Source organism: Bradyrhizobium sp. CCBAU 45394 (genome assembly GCF_028128655.1).
In the GTDB taxonomy this organism is placed as follows: Bacteria; Pseudomonadota; Alphaproteobacteria; order Rhizobiales; family Xanthobacteraceae; genus Bradyrhizobium; species Bradyrhizobium diazoefficiens.
Genome location: NZ_LBIX01000160.1, coordinates 1 through 16,234 on the forward strand (window position 1 = coordinate 1; position 16,234 = coordinate 16,234).

At 57.3% G+C, this 16,234-nt stretch carries 10 protein-coding genes, 1 tRNA gene and 3 pseudogenes; 7 read left to right on the forward strand and 7 right to left on the reverse strand.

Annotation, left to right across the window (positions count from 1 at the left end; translation table 11 throughout):
• Window positions 1-609 precede the first annotated feature (609 nt).
• Both WN73_RS19025 and WN73_RS19030 read left to right on the forward strand, forming a co-directional pair.
• A tRNA-Thr gene (locus WN73_RS19025) sits at window positions 610-684 on the forward strand.
• 591 nt (window positions 685-1,275) lie between these two features.
• Complete coding sequence (locus tag WN73_RS19030) at window positions 1,276-3,045, forward strand: hypothetical protein (protein WP_271554278.1); 1,770 nt, start codon at window positions 1,276-1,278, stop codon at window positions 3,043-3,045.
• On the opposite strand, the gene WN73_RS19035 is transcribed toward WN73_RS19030, so the two are convergent.
• From WN73_RS19035 to WN73_RS19045, 3 genes are all read right to left on the reverse strand, one after another.
• On the reverse strand, window positions 3,042-5,279 hold the full coding sequence (locus tag WN73_RS19035) for a KAP family P-loop NTPase fold protein (RefSeq protein WP_271554280.1): 2,238 nt from the start codon (window positions 5,277-5,279) through the stop codon (window positions 3,042-3,044). The two genes, WN73_RS19030 and WN73_RS19035, sit on opposite strands and share 4 nt — an antisense overlap.
• Before the next feature lie 81 nt (window positions 5,280-5,360).
• Complete coding sequence (locus WN73_RS19040; protein WP_271554282.1) at window positions 5,361-6,527, reverse strand: ImmA/IrrE family metallo-endopeptidase; 1,167 nt, start codon at window positions 6,525-6,527, stop codon at window positions 5,361-5,363.
• A gap of 87 nt (window positions 6,528-6,614) precedes the next feature.
• The gene (locus WN73_RS19045; RefSeq protein ID WP_271554284.1) at window positions 6,615-8,465 is read right to left on the reverse strand and encodes a hypothetical protein; all 1,851 of its coding nucleotides are present in this window, start codon (window positions 8,463-8,465) and stop codon (window positions 6,615-6,617) included.
• 786 nt (window positions 8,466-9,251) lie between these two features.
• On the opposite strand from WN73_RS19045, the gene WN73_RS19050 reads away from it, so the two are divergent.
• The 3 genes and pseudogenes from WN73_RS19050 (at window position 9,252) to WN73_RS19065 (ending at window position 11,598) form a co-directional block, all read left to right on the forward strand.
• On the forward strand, window positions 9,252-10,517 hold the full coding sequence (locus WN73_RS19050; protein WP_245448821.1) for a tyrosine-type recombinase/integrase: 1,266 nt from the start codon (window positions 9,252-9,254) through the stop codon (window positions 10,515-10,517).
• Window positions 10,518-10,718: 201 nt separating this feature from the next.
• Window positions 10,719-11,268: pseudogene (locus WN73_RS19060) on the forward strand (ImmA/IrrE family metallo-endopeptidase).
• 39 nt (window positions 11,269-11,307) lie between these two features.
• A complete protein-coding gene (locus WN73_RS19065) occupies window positions 11,308-11,598 on the forward strand; it encodes a hypothetical protein (RefSeq protein ID WP_097668855.1) in 291 nt (96 codons plus the stop codon).
• A gap of 195 nt (window positions 11,599-11,793) precedes the next feature.
• Here the strand turns inward: WN73_RS19065 and WN73_RS19070 are convergent, their stop codons facing one another.
• On the reverse strand, window positions 11,794-12,006 hold the full coding sequence (locus WN73_RS19070) for a hypothetical protein (RefSeq protein WP_097668887.1): 213 nt from the start codon (window positions 12,004-12,006) through the stop codon (window positions 11,794-11,796).
• 973 nt (window positions 12,007-12,979) lie between these two features.
• On the reverse strand, window positions 12,980-13,933 hold the full coding sequence (locus tag WN73_RS19075; protein ID WP_271554419.1) for a LysR family transcriptional regulator: 954 nt from the start codon (window positions 13,931-13,933) through the stop codon (window positions 12,980-12,982).
• A gap of 114 nt (window positions 13,934-14,047) precedes the next feature.
• Here WN73_RS19075 and WN73_RS19080 point away from each other — a divergent pair, with 114 nt between their 5' ends.
• The gene (locus WN73_RS19080) at window positions 14,048-14,782 is read left to right on the forward strand and encodes an SDR family oxidoreductase (protein WP_097668857.1); all 735 of its coding nucleotides are present in this window, start codon (window positions 14,048-14,050) and stop codon (window positions 14,780-14,782) included.
• A gap of 167 nt (window positions 14,783-14,949) precedes the next feature.
• On the opposite strand, the gene WN73_RS19085 is transcribed toward WN73_RS19080, so the two are convergent.
• Window positions 14,950-15,327 (reverse strand): response regulator, encoded by a 378-nt coding sequence (locus tag WN73_RS19085; protein ID WP_271554292.1) that lies wholly within the window; start codon window positions 15,325-15,327, stop codon window positions 14,950-14,952.
• Between the two features lie 77 nt (window positions 15,328-15,404).
• Window positions 15,405-15,737: pseudogene (locus tag WN73_RS19090) on the reverse strand (PRC-barrel domain-containing protein); the annotation flags it as partial.
• 24 nt (window positions 15,738-15,761) lie between these two features.
• On the opposite strand from WN73_RS19090, the pseudogene WN73_RS19095 reads away from it, so the two are divergent.
• A pseudogene (locus WN73_RS19095) lies at window positions 15,762-16,229 on the forward strand (TRAP transporter substrate-binding protein); the annotation flags it as partial.
• Between the last annotated feature and the right edge of the window lie 5 nt (window positions 16,230-16,234).

The window sequence follows — 16,234 nt, forward strand, 5'->3', positions numbered from 1 at the left end:
ACACCCGCCTCGATACGCCGCCTATCTCACTCCGTCATCACCCAGCTTCCCGCATAGCTCTGCGCAGGCTGGTTCACTCCTCTCCCCCCTCCTCCATTACTAGAACGTTTTTGCTTGTGAGCGATGTGAGCCTCCCCGAATGTCATGGTTCCAAGGTCAGGATCATCGTTCCGCAACTCCTCCGGCGGCCATGACGATTCTCTCCACTCGAACATCATAGGTCGACGGCCCTAAAGCCGCGCCAAGCCTCTCAGAGGGCCAGCGGAGGCCGTGGAGTCGCGTTCTAAAATGTCTGGGGCGGGGGGTGAGCCGCGAGAAAGACGCATCAGCGGACTCCGCAGGAGTCTGGAAGGGGCTGCGTAAGATCTCAGTCGAGGTCATTATCTGCCGTCCTGCATCGTGCGTTTCACCGGCTCAGAAGGCTGTGCAAGCATCGGCCCTACGATGCTCGCGCCACACAGCAAACGACGCGCCGACGGGATCACCCTCTTTCACACTGCTCATGGCCCTGATACATAGCCGAAAAGAGCGATACGATTTCGGTGATCCGTTGCGGCACTGTGCGGGAAAACCGCTCCGTTCGGGGGCCATCTGGCCATTCCAGCACATGCTGCCGTAGCTCAGTGGTAGAGCACTCCATTGGTAATGGAGAGGTCGACAGTTCAATCCTGTCTGACAGCACCAGTTTTTCCCCGAAAGATCAATAGACTATTGAAGGTCTTGAGGTTTTCGGACCGCTCCCTGATACACAGGGATGCTGCATCTATGGTCCTGAGAATGACGTCGCCGACAAGAAGAAAGGCTCCGACAACTGGTACTACCGCCGCACGATCCCCACAGACATCCCGCGATACTGGAGAAGCTGCCAAAGGGTCGCAGGCCTCGTGGTTGGTACAAGACACACAAGACACACATCACTCTCTCACTGGGCACCGCTGACAGGACAGCGGCCAAAGGCAACTACGCAGACGTTGCAGCGCAAGTTGAGCGACAGCTGAAGGCTCTTCGCGATCCGCGCGTTCAGCCCAATCATGCGTGGTGATACACATTCAAGACCTACGGGCACGAGGCGGGGTTGAGCGAACTAACGCTCGATGCGATTTGCGGACACGCCGCCAAAACAAAAGGACAGGACTACACGAAAGTCACCCTGAGGACGCGCAGCGAAGCAATGAGTAACTTCCCCCGGTACAAATTAGGCAGCACTGAGACCACTTCCTGAACGGCGCCCCTGCACTGATCATCGTGTAGCATCTCCTCCAACCCACTACCGACATGGCAAAGAAGTATTCGACTGAAGAGTTCATTATCCTCGCGAGAGCCGTTCACGGCGATCGCTACGATTATACTGCGACACAATACAGAAACCGAAACCAGCCCGTTAAGTTTCTATGCGTCGAGCACGGGGAAATCTCTCAGAAGCCCCAATATCACTTGCGCGGAAGCGGCTGCACTGCATGTGGCTATGCGAGCAAGCGGAGCAAGACCCAAGTTTCGACAGAAGAATTCGTGTTACGAGCGAAGAAGGTTCACGGAGAAAAATATGACTACTCCGACACCACTTACGTGATCAAACGCCAGCCTGTTACGATCAGCTGCCGCCAGCACGGACCGTTCACGCAAATGCCGGGCAATCACTTGTCTGGTCACGGCTGCCCCGCGTGTCACCGGGGTACTGCGAACAACCACAAACTAAGCAAAGCTCAGTATATCGCCAGAGCCAAGAGCGTTCATGGGGACACATACGACTACTCCAAGACCGAATACGTGCACAGCCAGACGTCTCTAGCGATCATTTGCCGGACCCACGGCATCTTCCAACTGAACGCCGCCTATCATCTGCAAGGAAGAGGCTGCAAAGCGTGCGCCCAGCTCCGCAGACGGCCTCCAACGAAGGTCGACATTGAAGAATTTATCAGGCGCTCCAATGAGCGACATAACCGCAGATATGACTACAGCCGTGTGCAGTTCATAGCTGTGAAGGACCTCGTTACGATTGGCTGCCCAGATCACGGCGACTTCGTTCAATCTGCACGGTCCCATTACCAAGGGAATGGATGTCCACAGTGCGGCCGGATGCGAAAGAACTTGATCAGCATCTATCGCGAAGAATTCGTCCAAGAGGCACGTGCGATTCACGGGGAGCAATTTGACTACTCCCGCGTGATATTCAAATCGAAGAGGAACCACGAAAAGGTCGAAATAGTCTGCCGCCACCATGGCGTTTTTCTACAGAACCCAATGAACCATCTTCGAGGTAGCGGGTGCCCTCAATGCGCAGGCAACGCTCCAGGAACGACGAATTCATTCGTCAAATCGGCCCGACAAGTTCACGGCGAGAAATATGACTATGGAAACGTCATCTACATTACCAGCAACTTTCCTATACGCATCACTTGCCGCAACCATGGGGATTTTGTCATGGGGCCCGCGATGCATCTTACGGGCAGGGGATGTCGACAATGTAGTGACGAACGACGCACTGAGCTGAGCCGCACGACAACCGAAGAATTTGTCGCCGCAGCAAGGGGAGTGCATGGAGATACATTCGACTACTCCGACGTCAAATACATTAACAACAACGAAAGAGTGATCATTCGGTGCCGCTCTCACGGGGTGTTTGACCAACTGCCTCGGAGTCACCTTTCTGGGATTGGTTGTGCCCGCTGCTCGTCGTCAAAGGGCGAAGGAAAAATTCGCACCATCCTTCAACAGCTAAAGATCGACTTTCGAGAGCAGGTAAATTTTCCCGATCTGATCTTCCCTGAAACCGGAGGACGACTTCGGTTTGACTTTTACGTAGATGCGACGCGAACGGCCATCGAGTTCGATGGGGCCCAGCATTTCGAACCAATTAACTTCACCGGCCTCGACGAGTCAGACTTGCAGCTGTCGTTCGAACAACTGCAGAAGCGCGACGCATTCAAGACCCGATACTGTGAGACGAATGGTATCAGGCTAATCAGAATTCCTTACACGGAGATTGAGGCGATTGGCGAACTCCTAGAGGAGCTATTTGGACCGAACCTTGTGGTCGCCGATTAGCGCTTATCCTCTCGTTGCCACGCAGCAGCAAGCTCGGCGGCCTGTCGGCGAATTGAACGACTTCGCCCCTCCCTTGCTAAAGCCGACAGCCGAGCAAACGTCTCCTTTGCATCAAGAAACCGCCCAACGACTTCGTCGCGCAGCGGATGCGTCACACCCGTATCGGAACTATTCTGCCACCCACGCATCGCCTCAAGTGCTTGCAGAAGCCCCTTGTCATCCTCGACAGCTGCAGCAACGTGCTGCCTCACAATTGCCTCATCGCCAAGCTGGACCCAGCAATGGAGTGCATCAAGAGGGCTGGGGAGATTGAATATCCTTTTCACTCCAAAACTCTCGTACCGAGTCGTCACCTGACGGATTGATTCATCAAGATCGTCCCGACTGAGCCACTGGCTATCGGGATAACTACGATCTCCCTCGGGGAGCCCATGCGCGAAGCCCTGGTCTCGGATCACATGTGAGATCCAGTTGATAGCTCTGGCCTTCGGAACGACATCGACAAACTGCGACGGCCTTTGTCTCTGCAATAAAAGGCTACCCTTTCGCCAAAGCTCACTCCTTCCGAATTCTTCAATGCCCTCTGACTTACGGGCCAAATCATCCATCGCCAGTGAAAATGCAGCGAGCATGCCATCTGCGGCCGTCAAGGAAAGTGACCCCGCAGGCAGATCAAGAAGCCGATCCAATAGCAAATCCACGAAGTGCCCCGGTTGCTCATGGGGACGCTCTAGCAAGCCCCAAAGAACTGCCTTCGCGTTTGTGGCGCCCTCTACACAGGCCTTGAGAAAGGCGCCAATGTCGCCATCCTTAAGCGCGTACGAGGGCGCTTCAAATGAGAAATATTGTCGCCAATGGCTAGGACTCCCTAACCTGCGACTAGCTTCGAACATCGACAATTCATCGCGAGAAAAGTCAAAGACCTTTCGCTTCTTCTCGTCATCGAGCGCGAATGAACCAACACCCGGAAGAAAGCTATTAATGCCAGTGATATAGGCTCGGCTGGACCAACCATACTTGCCCATCAATTTTGCGAGTGATCTAGCCATCTCTCCCGGTTGGGTATCTCCGGCCCGGCCACCGTCGCGGTAGGCGCCAACGTTTTGGAGATACTCACGGGTCCACACGTAGAGTTCGTGTGATTTAAGCTTCAACAACTGAAGCCAAAGAAAGTCACAGAAATCCGAGCGCGGTGGCAGCAATGGCCAATTCAAAATCACCGAATCGAACAGCCGCGAAACGTCTCTAGGCGTTGTAAGAAATTGTCCGGCCCAGACATCAAACAGCAAGTGCTCGCGATACTCGGCATCCCGATCGCCTCGAATGCTCTCGAATTCCCGAGGAAAGGCTCGCTTAAGCTTCGCCTTTAGTGCCCGACGCAGAGCAAACGGCTCTTGTGGCGGGATGTGAATCACCTCCTGAAAAATCTTTTCGGTGTAGCGACGACCGTCTTTGAGCTGAAGCGAGCGACGTACCTGCTCGGACAAGACATTAGAGTCGTGGCAGATCAAGTAAGTGATGCAGGGAAAGTCAGCTACCTTCTGAACCATTCGCAAAATTTCGACAGCCTCCTCCGGCGGCAGACGATCAACATCGTCGATAATCACATTGAACCTTATGTCGGGGTTCGTTCGCTGCAATTCCTTCAGTCCCGCCACGATTTCGGACTTTAGCTTTTCGAGAGGCTCAGTGTTACCGAACAGGCCGGAAAGCCTTCCCAGACTAGTAAACCCGGTTGCCGCGAGCCCAACCGCGCCTGTAGGATCGAGCGAGGCCGCCTTGTCCACCGAGCCTGCAAGAGCAGCAGTGTACTTTCCATACTTCCGAATCGCGCCAGAGAGCTTCTTCTTTGCTCGGAGCCGCTGCCAAGGCGTGAACGATGACCCGAACTCAGATGACTGCTCAATCTCGTCAATTTCGGTCGCCAGTAGACTAAAGAAGGCGGCAATCAGCATGCCTTTGTCGCCGATCAGCCAAGGCTCGAAGCGGAGCACGTGTTGACCGGACACCTTCTCCAACTTCTCTGCTATGAAATTGACGAACGTGGACTTACCGCTCCCCCACGGCCCTTCTATTCCCAGGGCGTACCCGTCACCACGTATCATTTTAGCTAGCGCATCTGACAGTCGTGAAATTGTCTCCCCGAGGCCAAACTCGTCGTCATCTATGGAAAGGAGCGCTTTATCGCCATTCAAGGCTAGATACGCTCCTCGCACTTCATCCCTCACATTCATGAGCAATCTCATGCGCCTAGTTGGTCAATTCATGATTTGAAATCGCGTCACGCGGCGACAAGTGAAAAATCCCGCGCACTTCTAGTGGAGTGGCAGCCACCCCTCCGAAACTGATCTCTGGGGAGGGGGACGGTACCCACTGTCGTAGAAGCTGATAGCAACGGGCTTCACCGCACCCCAAACCAATTCGACGATCTCTGCGAAGTCGTTCCTCATCTGTTTGTAGTCTGCCGCTGCGTTGGGAGGGTCAACGCTATCGAACTTGGCTATCCTATTTGGATACGGAGGATGCCTTTTTCGCGGCTCAGTGGCGTCGTTTCCACTTTCCAAAGTTGCTCTAGTACGGCGCACGAGATCGAGCATCCCTAGCATTACGACACCTCCAACACCGCTACTCGCGTAGAAGTTAAAGGGATCGTCTTGTCCGCCGAGAACCATGCATACCACACGAGCAAAGAGATCGGCCTCTTGCTCATCTTGGAAATGATTGCCTTGATCTTCAGATGACTCGGAAAGGCCATGCGCCAAGACATGATGTCCATATTCATGAGCCACGGCAAATTCCTCCATCGCCTTTAGAATAAGAAAGCGCGTGAGCTGCCCGGCGCGTTCGGGCGCTGGAGTGGGGCGACCCGGAGCACCAAACGAGGCGAAGTGAATTAAGATGCTCGCCCATTCGGCTTGCAGCTCGGGAGACGCCTGGAGACGAGCCCTTATTTGCATCGGATCGAAACAAACCTTGACCTGAGGCTCTGGGCTGACAGGGCCGGGTTCATGGATGAGGGTTCGGGCAAGCACCTTGCTGATCAGGTTGCAGAAGGTCACGAAATGAAGACTGAAGCTTAAGATGCTTACATCCGTCATCATCACGGAAGTTTGGGTTGCGACTACTCCCATTTCCGGTGCGATCCCGAAAACAACGCCACTGCGAATTTGAACTCTGAGGGCTTTACAGACCTCTTCGACCCGATCGATGATCCCCTTAAGGATCGTTCGGGCATGCAGGTCATCTAATGGCGATCCTACTGGCGTCCGCTTAATTGTCGTCTTGTAAAGTTCTATGAGAGCGGGCGCTTTCTCCTCACTAACCCCATTGGCAATCGCGATACCAAGTACTTTCTCTCGATTCTTATCCATCCATTGGTACACATCCGTAGGGTTAGGATAGGAGAATCCGCTTTTTTGGGCATCGGCCGCTTGCCGATCTTGACGGTATTGCTCGGCCGCCTCTCTCTCTTCGTCCTGCATACTAGGCGCTCGCTTTCGAATTCGATCACACTCAATTCACCTTTGGAGCTGCCCGCAGTACACCGCGACTACTTCCAATACGCTTTCTCAAAGAGCTATCGACGCAACCGCATAGTGTTTCTTTTTCTCAATTTGTGCTGATCCGACGCCTAGTCTCTCCATTTTTTCCGTTAGCTCTTTCAAGGCCTGATTACTTGCACTCTTCCGGGTATTCTTCGCTTCCACGACGACAATCTCGAGCAAGCCTCGGTTGAAGCGGAGAAAGACGCCGTCAAACTCAGCAATCGTTTTGTGGTTGGCATCCTCGACGATGACAGCACGAGTGGCGACCATTACCGTTCCGACCAAAGCGCCGCGTACCTCGCGCCTTAAGCACTCGATCTCCCACGCTCTATCTTCGTGTATCTTTCGTCTTCTTGTCTCCCAAGCAGCCTCCCTGGACCAACTGCTTCGCTTGGCTTTCTGGTTGATTACGTCGATCGAATAGTCCGAAAATCCACCTCGCCCATCGAGCCGCAAGCGTAGGGCCTTTGGCAACCCCCGGGAGAGCAAATATCTAAAGAGATCTGACGTAGACTCGTCGGAAATCCACGCGAAGACTAGTGGTAGTCGGAAATGAGTCGCGTAGCAGCGCCTAATGAAACTAAGCAGCGCCTTGGCAACGCGCCCCTCATCTGCTCTTTTGATGGTATCGTCGCACTCATATAAATCGACGAGGCAGTTTGAGCCCTGCGGCCCAGCATAGCTGGTGACGAAGATTTTCCAGTGAGAGCCGTTCACTTGGTCCGCAAATCGCGTCGCCTCTGTCAGCGGCTTTATGGCGTCGGGCCCGAAGTAGCCATCAGACAAAAAGCGGAGACGAAGTCGATGGTGCCAATTCAGTGTGCCTGCTCGGTAGCCCCAGAATTCGGCGGCTTTCGCGCCAAGTATCCAATTTACAAAGCGTGATTTTGAACTGGCAGGAGTTCTGTTTGCGTTCTTCAAACTTTTGTCGAGACTCTCAATCAGCCCGCCTATGCGATCAAGCTTGTACTTGTTAGCGGATTCGGACGCGTAGATTTCTTCTTGGAGATAATCAAGCAGGCTGGAGATCAGGCGCGTCGCGGAATTCGAATCACTCTCGATGAAATCAGATGGACGCTCGATGATCCGCTGCAGCAACACCGCTGGGTGAAATTGAACGTAGGTGGGCAGGTTGGTTAGATCGAGGTAGATATGAGCCAAACGTCGAATCTTAGCGAAGTATGTCCTGGCTCTTAGCAAAGGCTCATTCTCTGAAGGCGACACCAGTGCATTCACGAGTTCGACCGAAAAGCTAATGGTCTTTGCCTCGCACTGGTACTTGCTTAGGGACCCATATAGGTCGAGCGAAAGCCAGCTAATGGCCCTATGCAGAGACGGAACATTTTCATCACGAATGACCGATTCTGCGAACTCTTTGGCTCGTTGCTCAGAGAAGCTATTGACGAACAATTGGCGCAATGGCGGACGAGAAACGAGAGCTTCCAAGAGAAAGCGTTCTGCTTCGTAGGTCCCCTTCAGGTGACCGAACTCTTCCAGAAACGCCCAGCACTTGAGTAGCTCTTCGCCACTTGACACGCTTAGCGTCGGCGTGAGCCAGATTTTTGAGGAGAGGCCGAAACCTTTGGCTCGGTCCTTGAAGAAATGCACGAGGTAAAGTTGTAGAATAAGATATTCATATCGAGAGTGCTGACCGCACCGAAGCACTCGCCTGAGTTCCCCCAGATGATCAAGCCTCTGCCAGTGTTCGGGCCCGGACATCGGAAACCAGCTCAGGAGCTTGAATATCTCGGCGCTCTCGGCATGGAGGGGAATTTTGACCCGCCCTATGACGGGAAACGAGTGCTCTAAGACAGTTCGTGCACTCGCTGGCCCGGCGATCACGCTGCCAGCCTGCGAAGCATTCAACCCGGTCATCGCCCGCCCCCCCTAGTGTTAGCATTAGGCGGCACAACTAGAGCGGAGGCAACCCCACCCTTCGTTGACGGCTGAGCCGCGAGGCTGAAAATCCAGCAAAAATGCGAGGCGGTGGAGCGAGATCGCTACCGTCAGTTTCCCCCATATGGGCGTCCTCAGATTCCGGTGCGGAAAACGGCGTTCTAAGCCAGGTCCGAATCGTCATCGCGTGGGGGCTTTGCAAGCTTCACGTTGCTCCGGTCCTTCCGTCTTCGTCGTTCGCAGAGCACCGTAGCTGCCGCGCGGTCCAGACGTTGCTTGAGCGAGAGCAACTCAAACTGCTTCCCCGCTAAGCGCTCGATTTCCGGAGAAATGGCGTACTAGACCAATTCGAAGGGTACAAAGCATCGGAGAAAATTTGGTTCTCCCGCAAGGTGCGCGCCTCTCAGATGCGGCGGCGCCGCCTAACGTTGGAAATGGTTGTCGTCCAATCCGTCCCATGAGACGTTCACTGTTGATGGTCTGGCTACGCGCACTAGCTCGTTTGTTACCTCACCCGTTACTTTTAATGTGGGGGCCTAAGGTTGGATCGACCTAAGTTATTGATTTCGCTGGTACAGTTGGGTGGGCTCGAACCACCGACCTCCTGTTCCACAGACACAGCAACAACTCCGCCGGTGCTACGCCAGCCTCGCCATTTCTACTATAATCTCAATATTATCAACGAATAAGCCCGCCGCCTCTCGCCTTACCTGCGCTACAATTGGCGCTATGGTGGTAGCTACGTGGTAGCTACAGAGATGATCTATGGCTGTTTCGAGTATTACGATCCGCGCAGTGCAAGCCCTTAAGCCGGGCGAGACTCTTTGGGACGCAGGCCACCGCCAAGCGGTGCGGGGCTTTGGTGTTCGGCGTCAACGCGATCAAGCGACTTACGTTCTCAAGTACCGAGTGTTCGGTCGGCAGCGCTTCGTGACCATCGGTCCTCATGGTGCCCCTTGGACACCAGAGCTTGCACGCAAGGAAGCCAAGCGGCTTTTGGGCTTGGTTGCGAATGGTAAAGACCCGGCGGACGAGAAAGCCAAAGCACGACTGCAGGCGGCCGACACGCTCCGGACAGCCGTGGATCAGTATCTCCGGAACGCCAAACAAAGGCTGAAGCCCCGGACCTATTCGGAAATTGAACGATATCTGTTGGTCAGTTGGAAACCCCTGCATCCGGTTTCGGTCTTCCAGATCACCCGCCGTCATATCTCGGCTCGTGTCACTGACATTGCATCAACTCACGGGGCGGTCTCAGCAGCCCGCGCCCGGACAGCCCTGTCCTCAATGTTCAACTGGGCAATACGCGAGGGCCTCGACATTGCTGCGAACCCGGTTCTCGGCACCAATCGACCTGCGCAGCCGGGAAGCCGCGAGCGGGTCCTAACGGAGACCGAGCTATCAGTGATCTGGCGGGCCTGTGGCGATGACGATTACGGACGCATCGTGCGTCTGTTGCTGCTCACAGCCCAACGCCGCGATGAAGTAGGTAGTATGCAATGGGCCGAACTTGACACCAGTTCGGGGCTCTGGACACTGCCAGGCACCCGGACCAAGAACCATCGCGAGCATTTGCTGCCATTGGTTCCCGCCGCTCTGGCCCTACTCCCACCCCGCCGAGATGGTCGAGACTTCCTCTTTGGTGACGGACCCCGACGCAGCGGTGACCCGCATCGCGGGTTCTCCGGCTGGTCAAAGTCGAAGTCGGCGCTTGATGCCCGCATTGCAGAAGCCTTGGGTGAACCCCTACTGCATTGGACCGTTCATGATCTTCGCAGATCGGCATCCACTGTGATGGCCGACCGGCTGGGCGTGCTGCCGCACATCGTGGAGGCGATCTTAAACCACGTCAGTGGCCACCGGGCGGGCGTTGCTGGTGTATATAACCGCGCGCGATACGCAGCCGAGATGCGCGAGGCGCTCGAACGTTGGGCAGAGCACATCGCGGCCTTACCAGCGCAAAAGGCAGGGCGTGCTGGCGCCGGCTCTCGTCCGGATTTCTACCACGAGGCAACCGGGTTCCATTCCTAGTTCAAAACAAGCTGCCGGAGGTGTGACGCCGACGAATACGACAACGACGCCGAGAAGATCGCCGGCCTGCTCCGTCGCTTGTGTCAGGTCCCCGATGGCGCCATCCAGGATCTCACCGCGCTGGTCTAGAAAGCCGGCATCCTAATGGTACACGACCTGGGCGGCTCGAACGTCTCGGGCGCGCGCTTCTCCGTGCCGGGCATGCCGCACATCATCGTGCTCAACCGGCAGCAGTTTGCGGACCGCATGCGATTCACTCTGAGCCACGAGCTCGGCTACGGTCATGCACGGATATCCGACGCCGAACATGGAGGAAGAGGCTGATACCTTCGCTTCGTGTTTCCTGGTTTCCACCGATGACGTCAAGCCGTACTTCGCCGAGCGCCGTGTTGATTTGCGCCTGCTCGCGGCGTTGAAACCAGAATGGAAGGTTTCGATGGGCTCGCCAGTGCTCGCCGCCAAGCGTGCGGGCGTCCTGAACGAAACCGAGGCCCAATACATCTGGAAGCAATTCAACATACAAAAAATAAGGCTGCGCGAGCTGCCAGAACTCGACGTCCCGGTCGAGGAGCCGCGTACGCTCTCCGACCTTATCTCGCTGCAAGATATATTCGATCGATCTCCCCGGCCAAGAGAAAGGGCCGTGCATCCCACTTTCGCATCATACAATGATGCGGCTGACGCTAGTCCCAGCCTGCTTCGGCTTAGCGAGTTTTGCGCTCGCCGCCCGGCGCTTTTTTCGGTGAGGTAGGTATCAAGTCATCGTGAATATGCTGATTATCCGGAAAGCATGCGTGCGAACGAAGGTGGGACCGACGCCATCGAACTCGCGTGCAAGAGCCTGAATATTTCTTTCGACGAAAAGCTGGCGCGTATTATGAGCTTTGAGTGGCAGACGGCCGCTCAGATCCAGCGTTTGTCGGGTGGAGGGACGCTTGAGGTTGTCAAAGCGCTCGATCGTTTATGGGATGCCGGTCGGATCGATCGGGAGGCGCAGGCGCTAAGCATCGGGGTGCGCCGCAAGGGCGGAGGAGCCCAGTTCCATCGCATCAGGTATCGGCGTAAGCCCACCGTCCCGTAGTGCAGAGCCAGGGGCCAACCCACAAGATAGAGGCGATTGCCCAACATATCGCCTTGCGGGAAAATACTCCTCAGGCATCATGGGCCGCGGGTCCTTGGGGCGACACCGGCGTCGCACCGCCGCCTCGCCCCATCCACCTTCAGCCCCGTCGATCCGCTTCGGCGGGGCGAATGTTTTCCGGACAGCACCGCTTCGCTATCCGGCTATCGGAGCCGACAGCGTCAGGAGTCCCGCTTCGATTGCGACTATGTCCTGCTCGACCTGGGTGATCGACGCGCGACAGTCGATGCCTGTCCTGGCCTTGAGATCGACCGCAAGCCGCCTGCGGTGCATCCTCAGCTCTTCGAGCGACTGACGGTCCTTCAGCCGGGCGTAGCCCTCTACAATTAACTCAATTGCACTCGACATAACGTCACCCCACATGAAATGCATTTCCCAATGAGCGGCAGTCTAAGGCAAACCGTTACGCTTATGGAGTCATACGATCGGCCAATTTGGTCCCGTACCTCGCCTCTCCATCTGTCGCAGCTTCGCCCTGAAATAGCGCAGACGGTCACGAACGGCCATCCGCGACCCGCGACCTAAGAGATGAGCAATCCGGTCGGTCGGGATCCCGCGCCTTGAGAACGATCAGCTTTAGGTCGTCTTCAGGGGTCCAGCGTACGCTTCGCATCGGTAGCCTCCAACGGGGATGCCGGCCAATCAATAGGTTTGCAATGACGTCCCCGGCGGTTGATCTCGCCAAGTAAGCGTTCCGCGCGCTGCCGTGCCGGTACACCTACCAGCCGCGTTCCGGCGGCAACGTCAGCCATGACCTGATCACGGATGAACTCATCCGCAAGATGAAATGATCGGACAGGCCTTCGAAACCGTCCGTGGGTGGTTTGGCGTTCAATGAAAAACCCATGTGATCAGACTCCAGGTCACCCAGACTATCGCGGCGATCCAGGCAATCATTGCGGTGCCCGCGGCGCCAAGGAATGCCACAGGCAGGAGGTAGTCGCCGATCCGGCGATGCTCGTCGGCTGCCAGGGGAACGTCGTGCGTTCTACCAAGCATGACCGTGGGCATAGCGGACAAGGCCGACCACGACAATTGACGGCCGCGGTTAAGTCAGCCGACCGTGACCGGACGCCGCTTTTCCAAACACGCGCTAAGATTTGGCGCTTACCGGAGTTTGTGCGCAGCGATCTCAGCGCTTTAAGCCTCGTTTAGGCGGCAACGCATGAACTTCCGAATGGCGGAATCAAAACCTGCTTGATTATATAGTGATTTCAAGGCGCATTTGGAAAAAATGGTCGAAACACGCTCCAGTAATTTCAGTAGGTTGGCTACTGTTTCCAAATGAAAATGGGGCAGCTAGCGATCGATCGAGCGAACGTCACCGTCGCCGTGAGCCGATTTGGTTCACCGCAGCGTCCCATGGCGTCGGCGATGCGAAGACATCTGCGAGATGGGCAATGAAGGCCTTCACATTGGGGCTGCCCCGCCGGCTCTCGGGCCAGAGGGCCGTGATGCTGGAGCGCGGCCGTAGAAATTCGCTCAGAAGCGGAACGAGCTCCCTTCGTCGCACATAGGGCGCGGCCACGAAGGTAGGCGTGATGCCAACGCCGCCCTCCGCGGCGATTACGGCGGCTACGGCGTCGCTATTATCGGTGACAATGCCGGCGTCCGGAATGAATTCCAGCGGACGCTCACCTCTCATGAAGGGCCAGCGGAAGGCTTGACCCGAACTCTTGAATCGGAAGTTCACGCAGTCATGTTTCGTGAGATCCTCGGGACGCTGCGGCGCGCCACGCCGCGCCAGGTAACCGGGCGCGGCAAAGGCACAAATACTGTGCGGCGCTAGTTGTCGGGAAATCAGCCGGGAATCTTCGAGGTCTCCGACGCGGATCGCCACGTCGACGCCCTCGCCGATCAGATCGACGAACTGGTCGCCGAGGCGCAGGTCGACGGAAAGCTTGGGATAGCGCTCGCGAAAGCGTGGCAGGGCGGGTGCAACGATGTGAACGCCGATCGGCAGAGGAACGGTCACCTTCAATACGCCGGCCGGCTCCGACCGCGCTGCGACCGCGGCCTGCTCGATCGCCTCCGCCTCCTGAATCAGCCGCAAGGCGCGCTGGTGCAGTTCGCGCCCTTCCGGGGTCAGCGTCAGCGAGCGGGTCGTGCGGCTAAAGAGCTTCAGACCGAGGTGCAGCTCAAGCCGCTGCACGCTTTTGCTCACGGCGGAGGGAGAGACGCCGACCGCTCGGGCTGCGGCGGTATAACTGCCGAGCGATGCGGCGCGAGCGAAGGCAATGACGCCGGTGAGGCGGTCGAGGCTGATTTGTGCCATGGTGGAATAATAAAATCGAATATGAGCCGCATTATCAACCAAAAATCCGCGAAGTAGGGTCCGTTTCAGCGGCACCACAAGAGGGCGGCGCCTCACGGAAAGGATCCGACAGCCATGACCGGCTTTGCTTCGAATTTGCTCAAGGACCGCAGCGTCGTCGTCTTCGGCGGCACCTCCGGCATTGGTCTCTCGGCCGCCCAGCAGGCTAAGGCCGCCGGCGCCCGCGTGATCGTCGTCGGCTTCGACCCCGTCGGCGCCGAGCGCGTCGCGGCCGAGAACGCCTTTGCCGGCTGGCGCGCTGCCGACGTGACCAGGCCCGAGACCATCACCACGGCGCTTTCCGACATCCCCCATGTCGATCATCTTGTGCTGCTCGCCGGGACCTTCGTCGCCGGGAAAGTGCTGGAGGCGGATGTCGGCCATCTGCGCCGCGCCTTCGACGAGCGCGTATGGGCGGCAATCCACACGCTGCGGGCGTTGGGCGATCGTCTCGCCGCCGACGGCTCCGTCACCTTCATTTCGGGCGTGCTTGCCGATCGTCCGAACGCCTACGGCACTGCCGTGCTCGCCTCCGCCTCCGCTGCGATGGAGGCGCTGGCCCGAGGTCTGGTGCTGGAATTGGCGCCGCGCCGCGTCAATACCCTGTCTCCCGGCACCACCGATACGCCCCTGCTCGCGCGCACGCTCGGCGAGGGACGCGATGCTTACGTTGCGGCGCTGAAGGAGAAGCTGCCGCTGCATCGGCTCGGCACCCCCGAAGAAGTCGGTGCCGCCGTGGTGTTCCTGATGAGTAACGGCTTCATGAACGGCGAAACCCTCCACGTCGATGGCGGCTCTCGCCTCATCTGATCGGCCTTCTCGCGGAAAGGAAGGGCATCATGCCAAGTCTCTTCTACCCTATTCAGCTCGGCGGCGATGGCTGAGGCCGTCGGCGCCGATCAGAATGGTATGTCGATTACCCCGCCATTGCGGACCGTACCGGTTCGTTCGCCTACTCCGCCAGCGGTTCAACCCGGCTAGGCTCGGGTATCAAGAAGCTGCGAGACGACGGCAGCCAATTGAGCCGGCGCAAAGGGCTTCTCGTTTAGGAGGCTGCCGTCGACACCCTGCGATTTCCAGTCCGGCGCGCTGGCGCTCATCATGTAGACCACGGGAAAGTCAGGCGTGATTTCCCTGATCTGCCGCGCCAGCTCCCATCCGCTGATGCCATCACCTAGGTTGACGTCCGTCAGCAGCGCCCGACACTGCTCCCGGCCGTCCCGAAATGCGGACATCGCCGCCTCTCCCGAATGAACCGAGCAGGCCTCTAAGCCGCCGTCCGACAAGGCGTCCTCGATGAAGCTGCAAATCAGAGCTTCATCCTCCACGACCAGAACACGAACGGCATTACTCACTTTGCAAGTCTCCTCGACAACCGATGCGGGCCGTCCGGCATGACGGCGGGTGCGTTGCGCCGCGAGGCCGTGCTGGATCAAGCCACCGGCACACCGTAGTAGGCATTCACGGAGCGTGCGGTCGCGGGATCGCTCCAATTCCAACTGCTCTCGTCGGCGTATTTGGGGGCGCCGCGGAGCTGGTCCTGGGTGATGCCGGTGACGTAGCCGCCGAGGTTGGTGTCGTATTTCAGTGCCTGCCAGGGCAGCGGATAGTGATCGTCGCCGATGCCGAGCAGGCCGCCGAAGCTGAGCACCGCGTACGACACCTTACCGCTAGTCTTGTCGATCACGACGCGCTCGATGGAGCCGACCTTTTCGCCGTCGGCCCCGTAGACATTCGTGCCCTCGACCTTGTCGCTTCCGAGGAGTAAATGTTCACATAGGTTTCGCCGATGTCACCATCCGATCCAGTCGCACACGATCGACGCCAACGAAGGCTGCTGATCCTACTGGCTTTGGGATTTGTTGTTTTCGGCGCAGCCGCCGCCCTCTTCTACGTCTTGCAGCCCGAGACCCTCCGGATCGCCGTCGGGCCCCCAGGCAGCGACGACCATCAGGTGGTCGAAGCGATGGCCTAGGCTTTCGCCGAGGAAAGCAGAACGGTCAGGCTGTCCCCGATCACGACGGGAGGAGCGGCCGAATCCCTAGCCCTGCTGGGCGCCGGCAAAACCGAGCTGGCAATCGGTCGCAGCCACCTTGGCATGCCGGCCGACGCGCAGACAGCGGCCGTCCTGCGGAAGAACTACGTCATCCTGTGGTCGCACTCCGTGCGTTCGGGCAAGGACTCCAAGAAAAGAACCACCGGTAAGATCGGAGAAATCGCCAACCCTAGTCTCTCGCTGATAGGCGCACCCGGCAGGCTAAA

What these genes read in the sequence shown, in the direction of transcription:
- WN73_RS19030 (WP_271554278.1), top strand. Translation starts at nt 1,276, where the DNA reads ATGGCAAAGAAGTATTCGACTGAAGAGTTCATTATCCTCGCGAGAGCC.
- WN73_RS19035 (WP_271554280.1), bottom strand. Translation starts at nt 5,279, where the DNA reads ATGAATGTGAGGGATGAAGTGCGAGGAGCGTATCTAGCCTTGAATGGC.
- WN73_RS19040 (WP_271554282.1), bottom strand. Translation starts at nt 6,527, where the DNA reads ATGCAGGACGAAGAGAGAGAGGCGGCCGAGCAATACCGTCAAGATCGG.
- WN73_RS19045 (WP_271554284.1), bottom strand. Translation starts at nt 8,465, where the DNA reads ATGACCGGGTTGAATGCTTCGCAGGCTGGCAGCGTGATCGCCGGGCCA.
- WN73_RS19050 (WP_245448821.1), top strand. Translation starts at nt 9,252, where the DNA reads ATGGCTGTTTCGAGTATTACGATCCGCGCAGTGCAAGCCCTTAAGCCG.
- WN73_RS19065 (WP_097668855.1), top strand. Translation starts at nt 11,308, where the DNA reads ATGCGTGCGAACGAAGGTGGGACCGACGCCATCGAACTCGCGTGCAAG.
- WN73_RS19070 (WP_097668887.1), bottom strand. Translation starts at nt 12,006, where the DNA reads ATGTCGAGTGCAATTGAGTTAATTGTAGAGGGCTACGCCCGGCTGAAG.
- WN73_RS19075 (WP_271554419.1), bottom strand. Translation starts at nt 13,933, where the DNA reads ATGGCACAAATCAGCCTCGACCGCCTCACCGGCGTCATTGCCTTCGCT.
- WN73_RS19080 (WP_097668857.1), top strand. Translation starts at nt 14,048, where the DNA reads ATGACCGGCTTTGCTTCGAATTTGCTCAAGGACCGCAGCGTCGTCGTC.